Genomic DNA, 12,000 nt, shown 5'->3' on the forward strand with positions numbered 1-12,000 from the left:
TCGGCTTTCCAATGCCTTACAATGATGAGCTGCTCTACAGTGTCATCGCACGGCACGGGATCCATAGTGGCATAACCTCCCCTAAGGAGCTGCTTAGAGAGGTGTTTGGCAATACCAAGCTCGTTGCAACGAGTGACCTGCCTGGCCACTTGGGGGCTATTGCCGAGCTTTATCCTCAGCAAACAGGGGTGACGGCTGAGTATCTCTTGTACCGGCATACACTTTTCCCGCTTTATGCCCCATTCATTGGTAAGGAACGGAGTGTCAGTTTGAAGCGGGCACTGATGTCCGGTGAGAAAAGCGCTGCACATACGAAGATAGGTGCAGTTGCATCGCGACTGAAACAACCTCGTGCTCTAAGGTACTGTCCGGGGTGCATTGAAGAGCAATTGGAGAGGCACGGTGAGTGCTACTGGCAGAGGGAATGCCAAGTCGCTGGTATTTGGGGGTGCCTAAAGCATGGTCGGTTCATTGAATCTACAGTCGCACGGCATGAAGTTCACCGGCACGCGTTTTTCGCGGCTGATGAGGCCAAATGTCCATTCGTTAGTCAGCTCCCCTGCTCTCCACAAGAACGATTGGCTGCAAGAAGCACAAAAGAGCTACTTGAGCTGAGGATGGCGTATTCCCCGGACATCGAGCAGTGGGGACTATGGTATCGCCAAGTTGCTGAAGGCCTTCGCCTTAATCGAGGAAAGCACATCTGTCATGAGCTGGTACGGAACAAAGTGCTTAGCTGCTGGGGCATTGGCTGGCTGCACCAGAATGGCCTCTTGCCAAATAATGCGGAAGCCTCTTGGCTTCGAGCGCTTTTTCGCAAGCACCGGAAATCATTCAGCTATCTGGAGCACATAGTGGTATTACATGCTCTCCTCGAGCCTGGATGGAGCTGGGCAGGTGTTTTGCAAAGTGTCGAACGCTCCAAGCCTCCACCCCATAGGGCAGGTACCTCAAAGTGCTCCGTAGAATCGGAAACGTTGAAGCAAAACCGGGTAAGGTGGGCAAAGGCAGCTAGAAAATTCGGCACGAAGAAAGCGAGAAGCTCAGGATATGGAGCGCTCTATGCTTGGCTTTATCGGCATGACCGAGTCTGGTTGCTGGAGCAAGGTGAACGGTTCCGAAGTAGATCGAACCGAAACTCGTCCAGGGTAGATTGGCGATCCCGGGATAAGTACTTATTCCGTCGACTTTGTGGGTTGAGGGAGCGATGTGAGAGGGAATTGGCCGGAAAGCGGCATTCTGCTCAGTGGTATCTGAATCAGCTAGACGACAGGTCTCGGTTGGAAAAGAAGCCAGATTTACTGCCTCTATGTCGTCGTCTGCTCGAAAGAGACAGTGAAGATGTCGATGAGTACCAGGTGCGGCGACTGACGCGAACATATGCTGAATCTACTGCACTAGGCGATGAATTGAAGCGATGGAAGTTGCTGCGCCACTCTGGGCTGAGTGAAGAACGGTTAACGCCTTTGGCAAAGTTGTTTCTGGACAAGGTGCTCATGCTGTAGATGATGTCTACTAAGAGCGTAATGGATGATGGTTCGAGAGCGATAGATGCAGGGATTTCGATTAGATGGATTTGGGGATAATGTCCGCATCAACTCCATAGGTAAGCTTTTTCGAGGGCTTGATCGAAGGCTGTGGTCAGTAAATCTTAATTTATGGCCTAAACAGGGAAAGCGTTCTCTCACACTATCCCATGCTCCTTTGTTGGCAACGCGCCGAGTTTTAAACCCCACTGATTCTAGTGGTATATCTGGGTATCCAAAGAGTTTTTCTGTAGATACAACATCCAATTGGCGTCGAGGCAAAGCAAGCTCATACCCTGCACACAACAAGCTGCGCCTGGACCCTGAACAAAACTGCTTTGTGTTCTCAACGGATGATGACATCACGGTCTTCCTCCCACAGTTCGAGCTGGCGAGAGTGTTGTTTTTTCGAGATGGGTACTTATCTCGAAGTGCAATGATGCATGGTCTCCTGGACTCTGAGTTTGAAGTGTTGGAAGAGCCTGGAGGAGCCCAAATCAATGTGCTCCAACACTCAGGATATGGTGTCACTCACTTTGAGGACCCTGATAATCGGCGGGTACTAAGCTGGGTATTGCTGGACGCTGAAGCACGCCGTTCCTTTGAGAGCATTGCTCAACACGAGCTTTTGGAAGGTATCGAGAGAGGAGGTTATCGGCTGTGGGACTTTTCCTTTACTCCACCTTCCTTGCCGGGCACGCATTTTGATGTGAGGGGACACCTCGATAAGGAAAGCCGATCGTATTTTGTCTTTGAAGTGCTTGAATTGAGTCAAATCCCTGTGTCGATGCCATCGAAAATCGGCATGTATCACCCAGAGTTTGAACAGAAAGTCAGAAGCAATGGCCAGACAGGGACGAGTAAGGCAGAAGCCGCAAATTTGCTCAATGTGCAAAACGGCTTTGAGGCCGTGCAGTCTGCCTCAAGACAGCGGATCGAAACTGAGAAAACCACAGTCAGCTTTAGCAAAGCATTTGTCGTTCATCGCTCACCTGGTAAGCAGAGAGCCGGAGCTGGAGCAAAGACCGACTCGGAGGAGCCAACAGAGCCATCACGAGATTTAAGCGTCGAAGACTCGGCTGTAACAGGTAGCTTACCAGCCGCTGACTGGGACAGCTTTGATGATCAAACAGATGACGCACACCTGTACCTAGGCCGTTTCAAGGCTTTTCTGGATATGGTTAACGAGCTTGAAGTCCAACATGGGGTAACCGTTGTTCGGCGTGATCTCCGCAAGCTGCCTGAGCTGCCACGCTGCAAGAAGCATCTACTTTCAACGGATGGGAGCCACCGACACTTAGCAGTTATTGACCTGGACTACCAAGGGATGTGCTTCACTCTTCTTGAGGTCGATACTTCCGATGCTGATAAGCAGCTGTCGACAAAGCTCCTCAAGAAGCAAGGCGAACCTTTAGCTGAAGCTCAATTATTTGAAGTGGAAAAACAGTTGCTAAAAGGCTCTCTAAGTTGGCCTAAGGCATTATTTGACCAGTACTGTGGCAAAGATCAGCATCGTTGGATCCCTCACCCTAAGTCCAAACATAAGGGGGTGCTTGAACCTGATAGCATCGATGCGTGGGCAGCACGTGTCTATAGTTGGATAAATGTTGAGTAGAGCAATGAAGGTCCACTCTGTTGTCATGGCTAGGTGGAGTCCAGTTTGTGTCCTGATGTTCGATCACAAAATCACTATGGCAGCGAAAAAGCGATGAACTAGTTGCTGAAATCGCTATCATATAGTGAGTCCCTCGTCATTGAGTTGTTATGCGCCAAACGATCGTTGCCTTGATATTGATGCTGTTCGCCCAGACCGCTTTAGCCGGTCTAGGGGGGCATCAATGGCACCTGTCGCCCGCCGATAACTCGCATGCCCCTGATACGCACCAGCACATTAAGTTGGATGGGCTATCACAGTTTCAGGCCGATTCCGGCCAGCAAATCCATGACGACAGCGCCAATATGGAGTTGTGCACCCAGTGCGGTTGCCACAGCGGGCCTTCGGCCATCATTGCCGAGTCGTCGATGCCTTCTCTGCCTCAGGCTGAGTGGAATGAAACAGTGAGCCATGGCTACCTGCCTCCAGCCTTAACCTTAGCGTCGCCCCCTCCAATAGCCTGATCTTGCCGAAAACACACTAGGTCCGCTCTGTTCTACAGCGTTGGCCTGATCATTTTTTTCGCAGGACAGATCCATGAAATATCTATCCCGTGCCCGTTATTGGGCATTGCCACTGGCGCTGGGCTTCTGCCTTTCGCCTGTCAGCGTTGCCGCTGAGCAAGCGGTGGCAGATCTGCGCAGCAGGGCATTGAGCGAGTCGGTCTTGACTCAGCTTGAGCAACTGCCTCAGATCCAAACTGAGGCGGCGCGCCTCAAACAACAACAGCTCGCAGTCGATACCGCGAGTCAGGCGCTTTACAACCCTGAACTGGGTCTGGAAGCCGAAAACATTGGCGGCGATGTCGACATCGAATACAGCCTGTCGTTGAGTCAAGGCTACGATCGTGGCGATAAGCGCGGCCTGCAAACCCGTTTGGCCCAGCTTGAAGCACAACAGGCCCTGGCCGAATTTGGCCTGCTGCGTAATGAGCAGTTGGCGGCACTCTTGACCGCTTGGGTTGATCTGGACTTGGCGCGCCAGACGGATGCGTACACCGAGCAAACTCAGCAGCGCACCGAAGCCATGATGGTCTTAGCCAGGCAGATGGTCAGTGTCGGTGAGATCGCCCCACTGGATGGCAAACTGCTGCAGTTGGAGTTGGCTCGCTTAGCGGCGTCGCGCAGTGACAGCCAGCGGGCGTTGATCCAGGCTGAGGCGGTGTTAAGCCGTCTGGGGGGGGCGTCTTTGTTGGGGCTGGCCCGAACACAGACTTTGGCATTGGGGGCGCTGCCAGCCCCGGCTCCGGCTGATCGCACCCGCTTGCCCGCACTACAGCCTGCCTATCAGGCGGTGAAAGCGGCCCGAGCCCTGTTCAGCCTGAGTCAGATCCAGGCCAAGGCCGATCCCACCTTTAGCATTGGTGCTTCTGCCGATGGTAACGATCAGAGCATGAGCGTTGGCGTCTCTATCCCGCTCAATATCCGCAATCGCTTTAACGGTGAGATCGCCCAGGCCAACCAGGGGATCATCATCGCCGAGCAAGCATTCCTCAGTCAGCAGCGCGATCTGGGCATTGAGCTCGATGCCCTGCGTCAGCAATTGTCGCTGTACAGCGACAGCGTAACCCAGTGGCATGCGCTGGCCGAAGGCCCATTGCAGGACAGTCAGAGTCTGCTGGAGCGGCAGTGGCGTGGCGGTGAGATCACCACCACAGACTACCTGCAATCGCAACAGCAGTTGACCGACACCTGGGCCAGTGGCGCCGAGCTGCGCGCCGAGCGTGCCCGCACCTGGTTGGCCTTGATGGCGACCCGAGGTGACTTAGAGCTTTGGCTGCAACAACAGCAAGCCCGCTAACGTATTGAGGAACAAATAATGAATACCCTGAAACTTTCCCCTGTCGCGGCGGCGTTGCTGACTCTGTCCATGGCGGCCAATCCCGCTCTGGCTACGGATGACCACGCGCATAGCCATACACAGTCCCAAACGACAGCGACCGCCGGTAGTGCACTGGTGCAAACTGAATCTGCAGCGGAACATGTTGGTCATGATCACGCTGCCCATGATGAGCACGGTGTCGATGCACACTCAGGCCATGATGATCATGCCGACGATACGCACAGTGCTCATGACGACGACCATGATGATCACGATGATGAACCGCATGATGATCATGCAGATGCTGATCCGCACGCGGGCCACGGACATGGTGACGATGAGGAGGAACCAGAGTTGCGCTTCAGCGCCGAGCAGCGCGCTATGGCCGGTATTGCACTGGACTCGGTGATCAAAACTGAATTTCGCTTTGATGGCCGCGCGCCAGCGCAGATCGTGGTGAACCCAGCCCTGACCCAGCAGATCTCCCTACCTATCACCGTCCGCGTGAGTGAGCGCCACGTCAATGCCGGTGCCACCGTGACCGCCGGTCAGCCGTTATTTACCTTACTTTCTAGCGACATTGCCCGTTTGCAGGGGGATTACTTGCTGGCAGTGGCAGAGTGGCAGCGCGTGTCCGAGCTGGGCCGACAGGCCATCTCCGGCAGCCGTTTCCAGCAGGCCCGCATCGATGTACAGACCCGCAAATTGGATCTGGTCGCCATCGGTATGTCAGAGGCGCAGATCATTGCGCTAGCGGATCCCAAAACCGAACTGGGGAGCTTTGTCTATCAAGCGCCCATCGGCGGCATCGTCCAGCAGGATGATCTGGTCTTGGGGTTGAACATCGATGCCAATGCGCCACTGATGCAGTTGGCCGACGAGTCGGAACTGTGGATCGAGGCCAATGTGCCGCCGAGCCTGGTGGACAGCGTTGAGTTAGGCGACACCGTGGTGGTGGAGGCCGGTGGCTTACGGCACAGCGCCAAGGTGATTGGTCGCGAGCACCAGATGGATCCACAAACCCGCACCGAATCCGTGCGTTTGCTGATCAACAACGAGCAGCACCAGCTGCACGTCGGCGAGTTCGCCAGTGCCTACTTCGTGCAGAGCGCCTATGAGGGCGTGGTGCTGCCGGATAGCGCGCTGGTGCGCGCAGCAGATGGCGACTGGGCGGTGTTTGTGCTCGAAGGCGATCTGTTCGAGATGGTGGAAGTCGAGGTGTTACAGAGCCAGCGCGGCCAGAACCTAGTGGCGGGTCTGGAAGATGGACAACAGGTGGTGGTGCGTGGCGCCTTCTTCCTCAATTCAGAGCTAATGAAGTCGGGCTTTGACCCGCACGATCACTAAGGGCGTACCGATGTTAGATAGATTAACAAGCTGGGCAGTCCATAACCGCCTGTTGGTGGTGCTGTTACTGTTGGCCGCTTTAGGTGGCGTATTGGCGCTGGTGCCGAAATTGGATCTTGACGCTTTCCCGGATGTGACCAACATCCAGGTGGAGATCAACACCGCCGCCGAAGGGTTGGCGGCAGAAGAGGTGGAGCAGCTGATCACCTACCCGCTGGAAGCGTCGATGTACGCCCTGCCGGGCGTGACCCAGGTGCGTTCCTTGTCACGCACCGGCTTCTCCATGGTGACCGTGGTGTTTGAAGAGGGCACCGATGTCTACTTCGCCCGTCAGCAGGTCAACGCCCAATTGCAGGAGGCGCGGGAGATCATCCCGGATGGTGTCGGTACGCCGGAGATGGGTCCCAACACCTCAGGGCTGGGGCAGATCTACCAGTATCTGCTGCGCGCTGAGCCGGGCAGTGGCTACGACACCATGCAACTGCGTTCGCTCAACGACACCCTGGTGAAGTTGATGCTGATGCCGGTGGATGGCGTCACCGAAGTGCTCTCCTTTGGCGGCGAAGTACGGCAATACCAGGTGCGGGTCGATCCGGACGAGCTGCTGGCGTTCGATCTGTCCTTGGATGATCTGACCGCGGCGCTGGAAGGCAACAACCGCAACACCGGGGGCTGGTTTATGCCCCGGGGTGAAGAGCAGTTCGTGGTGCGCGGTTACGGCTTTATTCCGGCCGGAGAGGCCGGGCTGGAGGCGATCCGTGCGTTGCCGCTGACCACCATCAATGGTACGCCGATCACCGTCGACAGAGTGGCGGAGGTGGGTTTTGGCTCGGAGATCCGGGTCGGTGCCCTGACCATGACCCGCCGCACTGACGCTGGTGAGGTGGAGGCCTTGGGGGAAGTGGTGTCCGGCGTGGTCCTTAAACGCATGGGCGCTAACACCAAGGTGACCATCGACGACATCAAGGCCAGACTGCCACAGATCCGCGCGGCCCTGCCGGACGGTGTGGTACTGGAGCCTTACTACGACAACGCCGACCTGGTGGCTAAAGCGGTGACCACGGTGCGTGATGCGCTGGCCATCGCCTTTGTGCTGATCGTGATCATCCTGGCGCTGTTCTTGCTCAATCTGCGGGCCACCCTGTTGGTGTTGGTCTCCATTCCGATCTCCATCGGTCTGGCGCTGATGGTGATGTCCTACCTGGGACTGTCGGCCAACCTGATGTCGCTTGGCGGTCTGGCCGTGGCCATCGGTATGCTGGTGGATGGCTCGGTGGTGATGGCGGAGAACATCTTTAAGCACCTGTCGGCGAAAAACGATCTGACGGCGCGACAGCGCATCGCCGGAGCCGCCAAAGCCGTGGCGCGGCCGGTGTTCTTTGCCACCAGCATCATCATCGTGGTCTTTGCGCCGCTGTTCACTCTGGAAGGGGTGGAGGGCAAGATGTTCCAGCCGATGGCAGTGAGCATCATTCTGGCGATGTTGGCGGCGTTGTTTACCGCACTCGTCGTGGTGCCGGCGTTAGCAGCCTATCTGTTCCCCAAAGCGGTCGAGGTGAAGCCCAGCCCGCTGCTGGTGCCGCTCGAAAACGGCTACCGTCGGTTATTGGGCAGAGTGATCGAACGGCCCAAGGCGGTGGTTGGCGCAGCTGTGATGCTGCTGATCGCGACCGCACTGGTGGTGCCGCGTCTGGGGACCGAATTTGTGCCTGAGTTGGAGGAGGGCACACTCAATATCCGCGTGACGCTGGCACCGACCTCCAGCCTGGAGACATCGTTGACGGTGGCGCCTAAGCTGGAAGCCCTACTGATGGAGTTTCCCGAAGTGACCTATGCGGTAAGCCGCATTGGTGCCGCCGAAATTGGTGGCGATCCGGAGCCCATCAACAACATCGAGATCTACGTTGGCTTAAAGCCGATTGAGCAGTGGACCTCGGCTAAGGATCGCTTCGAGTTGCAGGCGCTGATGGAGCACAAGTTGGAGGTCCATCCAGGCCTGCTGCTGACCTTCTCCCAGCCCATCGCCACTCGGGTGGATGAGTTGTTATCCGGGGTGCGGGCTCAGTTGGCGATCAAGCTGTTCGGGCCGGATCTGGACGTGCTGGCCGACAAAGGTGGTGAGATCGAAGCGCTGGTGCAGCGCGTCGAAGGCGCTTCCGACGTGGCCATGGAACAGATCGCCGGAGAATTGCAGCTGGTGGTGCGGCCGGATCGTTATGCCTTGGCGCGCTATGGCATGACCGTGGATCAGGTGCTGCAGGTGGTGTCCGATGGCGTCGGTGGCGTCGAAGCGGGTCAGGTGATCGATGGTAACGCTCGTTACGACATCCAGGTGCGTTATCAGGAATCGTTCCGTCAGGATCCTGATGCGTTAGCCAATTTGGTGCTGCGCAGTCCTGATGGTGCCCTGGTGCGTATGGGGGATGTTGCTGAGATCGCCATGGTGTCTGCGCCGCCTAACATCCGCCGCGATGATGTTCAGCGCCGTGTGGTGGTGCAGGCCAACGTGGTGGGCCGTGATATGGGATCGGTGGTGAACGACATCTACGCCATCATCGAGGCCGAGGCCGATCTACCCGCCGGTTACGCGGTGCAAATTGGTGGGCAATATGAGAGCCAGCAGCGAGCGCAGCAGCGTTTGGCCATCGTGGTGCCGATCTCGGTGGCACTGATCGCCCTATTGCTGTTCTTCTCGTTCGGCTCAGTCGGCCAGGCGATGTTGGTGATGGCCAACGTGCCACTGGCGCTGATCGGCGGGGTATTCAGCCTGTGGATTACCGGTACCTACCTGTCGGTACCGTCCTCCATCGGCTTCATTACCCTGTTTGGTCTGGCGGTTCTTAACGGCGTGGTGTTGGTGGATGCCATCAACCAGCGCCTGGGCCATGGCGAAGCGCTGGAGTCAGCGGTATTTGAGGGCGCGATCAGCCGCTTGCGTCCGGTATTGATGACAGCACTGACCTCGGCGCTTGGCCTTATACCGGTGATCCTCTCCTCCGGCGTGGGCTCGGAGGTGCAGCGGCCGCTGGCGATGGTGATCATCGGCGGCTTGATCACCTCGACCCTGCTCACCCTGTTGGTGCTGCCGACTCTGTACCGGCGTTTTCCGCCCAAGGCCGCCGATACCAGTTACTGAGTCTGTGATCATTCGGAGAAACAGCGAGGGCCGTGAGCCCGTCGCCTAACCCGGGACTCATGTGTAAGGCCATTCGCTGAATTGCTCCAGGCCCCTATCCCCCAGTGCGATAGGGGCCTTTTTGCGGCTTGTAGAGAGCAACCACAGATGTAGAACGCACGTCGAGTTGCTGCGAATCGTCTGTGAATGGGTTATCAATAGGTATTGATCCGATCCGGTAAAAGTAGACAGTACACAGGTATAGATTACCTCCACTTGTGTCGCGGAGCATTCGATGGTGTATTTGATGTGATTTTCCATCAGTCGGTTTAAACGACACCAATACCTCCATAGTTGCTAAATCTACGACTCCCCCCTTCTGGTTACGCTGCGGCCATTGGGGCGCTCGGTGTAGTATGATTCTTTATTACTTCGGGTCGGGCTTCGGTAGGGCAATACAAGCAGCTCAGTATGATACTCTATTTGCGGGAATGTCCTGAACCACAGCTACAGAATGGGCCCTATAAGGCAGAGCAGTATGATACTTTATTACTCTCCTACAGGGGGCTGCATATGTAGCCCCCCTTTTTTATGTGCGTTTCACGTGGAACCCATAAAGGAGCGGCGTAGAGACGGCCACTGTCTGTTCGGTAACGCAAGGGCTGTGATCTGCCTAGTTAAAGACGCAAAATTGTGCACTGTGCTGATATAATGGCCGCGACTTCGCAGATCACATGGAAAGGTTCGCAGTTATGGATCCGCAGAAAAAGCCGGCAGCGGCGCAACGCATCAAAGTAAAAACCGCCGATCCGACCCCGGTTGATCGCTTTAATCCCCGCAATCGGATCTATGTCCGTAAGACCGACGGTGTATGGACTCAGGTACGACGCCGCATGGGGTGGATCATGATGGCGCTGTTTTTGTGTTTGCCTTGGCTGCCCTGGGGCGAACGTCAGGCCGTGCTGTTTGATCTGGCCGAGCGAAAATTTCATGTGTTTGCCCTGACCGTTTGGCCGCAGGATCTGATCCTGCTGGCCTTCCTCTTTATGATGGCCGCGTTTGCCCTGTTCTTCTTTACCACCTTCCTTGGCCGGGTTTGGTGTGGCTATATGTGTCCCCAGTCGGTCTGGACCTTTATCTTCATCTGGTTTGAGGAGCGGATAGAAGGGGCGCGCAACAAACGGATGAAGTTGGATCAGGCACCGTGGAGCTGGAATAAGGTCTGGCGGAAAACCGCCAAGCACAGCGCCTGGTTGCTGATCAGCCTGATCACCTCTCTTACCTTTATCTCCTTCTTTTATCCTGCCCGCGAGCTGTATCTCGACTTCTTTACCGGTCAGGCATCTGCCGGGATCTATTTTTGGGGGGCGTTCTTTACGTTTGCCACTTACGGTAACGCAGGCTGGATGCGCGAGATCATGTGCTTGCATATGTGCCCATATGCGCGATTCCAGTCCGTGATGTTTGATCAGGACACCTATATCGTCGGTTATGACGGCGCGCGGGGTGAGATGCGTGGGCCGCGGGGTCGTAAGCAAGATCCGAAGGCGCTGGGGCTCGGCGACTGCATCGATTGCAGCCTCTGCGTGCAGGTCTGCCCAACTGGGATCGATATTCGTAATGGCCTGCAATATGAGTGCATCAATTGTGGCGCGTGCATCGATGCGTGTGACGACGTTATGGTGAAGATGAACTACTCCAAGGGATTGATCAGTTACACCACTGAGCGGCAACTGGCGGGCGGGCGCTCACGGGTTGGGCGCCCCAAGTTGGTGGGATATGGTTTGGCCCTGACCGGGATCTTCGCCGCCTTCCTATATATGCTGATGACCTTAGCGCCGGTGCAGATCGACATCTTGCGGGACCGAAACCAACTGTTTCGAGAGAATCGTGATGGCCTAATCGAAAATGTCTATACCCTCAAGATCCTCAATAAGACCGAAAGGACCCAGCAGTTCATTCTGACGGTTGAAGGACTGCCGGAGCATCACTGGCTTGGCCAGCAACAGGTTCAAGTCACCGCCGGCGAGATCTTCACTTTACCGATCAGTGTCGCGGTTGACCCCTATCTTCTCGAGCAAGCCATGACTGACATCGTCTTTGTACTGAAAAGCGAAGACGGTTTGCTTAATGCCAATGCGGATTCGCGTTTCATTAGTAAGATCTGAACGATAAACGTACACAAAGGCACAAAAAAGGCACGTTGAGAGCAATAAATGCTCGAACGTGCCTTTTTTACAAATAAACGCTTGCGAGAAAAGCGCGGCTCCCTATAATGCACATCTGTCGACGGGGACAAGGCTTCTAAGCAAACGTTGGAAACAACGGGTTAGCAGCGGTTCTGGTCAAAAAGACAACGGTTGAAAAGAAAGTTTCCAAACTGACTTGACGGCCACGGAGAACAGCGTATTATACGCCTCCTGCTTCGGCAACGAAGCGAACCTTAAGTCAGCATGACTTAAGCGCTCTTTTACAATTTGTCAGACAATCTGTGTGGGCACTCACGCAGGATTGAGAAATCATCATTTCTTAATGCC

General features: G+C 55.7%; 7 protein-coding genes. All 7 read left to right on the forward strand.

Translation table 11 applies throughout. The features are described 5' to 3' along the window. Positions 1–11 precede the first annotated feature (11 nt). On the forward strand, positions 12–1,505 hold the full coding sequence (locus tag ABEA08_RS22060) for a TniQ family protein (protein ID WP_425557375.1): 1,494 nt from the start codon (positions 12–14) through the stop codon (positions 1,503–1,505). Between the two features lie 46 nt (positions 1,506–1,551). Beyond that, complete coding sequence (locus ABEA08_RS16115; protein ID WP_345336393.1) at positions 1,552–3,141, forward strand: Tn7-like element transposition protein TnsE; 1,590 nt, start codon at positions 1,552–1,554, stop codon at positions 3,139–3,141. 149 nt (positions 3,142–3,290) lie between these two features. After that, entirely contained in the window at positions 3,291–3,644 is a 354-nt protein-coding gene (locus ABEA08_RS16120; RefSeq protein WP_345336394.1) for a hypothetical protein, read from the forward strand. Positions 3,645–3,717: 73 nt separating this feature from the next. Further along, entirely contained in the window at positions 3,718–4,980 is a 1,263-nt protein-coding gene (locus tag ABEA08_RS16125; RefSeq protein ID WP_345336395.1) for a TolC family protein, read from the forward strand. Between the two features lie 18 nt (positions 4,981–4,998). Continuing rightward, positions 4,999–6,348 (forward strand): efflux RND transporter periplasmic adaptor subunit, encoded by a 1,350-nt coding sequence (locus ABEA08_RS16130; RefSeq protein WP_345336396.1) that lies wholly within the window; start codon positions 4,999–5,001, stop codon positions 6,346–6,348. Between the two features lie 10 nt (positions 6,349–6,358). Continuing rightward, a complete protein-coding gene (locus tag ABEA08_RS16135; RefSeq protein WP_345336397.1) occupies positions 6,359–9,484 on the forward strand; it encodes an efflux RND transporter permease subunit in 3,126 nt (1,041 codons plus the stop codon). A 731-nt stretch (positions 9,485–10,215) separates the two neighbouring features. Continuing rightward, positions 10,216–11,631, forward strand: coding sequence for a cytochrome c oxidase accessory protein CcoG (gene ccoG, locus ABEA08_RS16140; protein ID WP_345336398.1), 1,416 nt, complete (start codon positions 10,216–10,218; stop codon positions 11,629–11,631). Positions 11,632–12,000 lie beyond the last annotated feature (369 nt).

This window comes from Ferrimonas pelagia, from assembly GCF_039543565.1.
In the GTDB taxonomy this organism is placed as follows: domain Bacteria; phylum Pseudomonadota; class Gammaproteobacteria; order Enterobacterales; family Shewanellaceae; genus Ferrimonas; species Ferrimonas pelagia.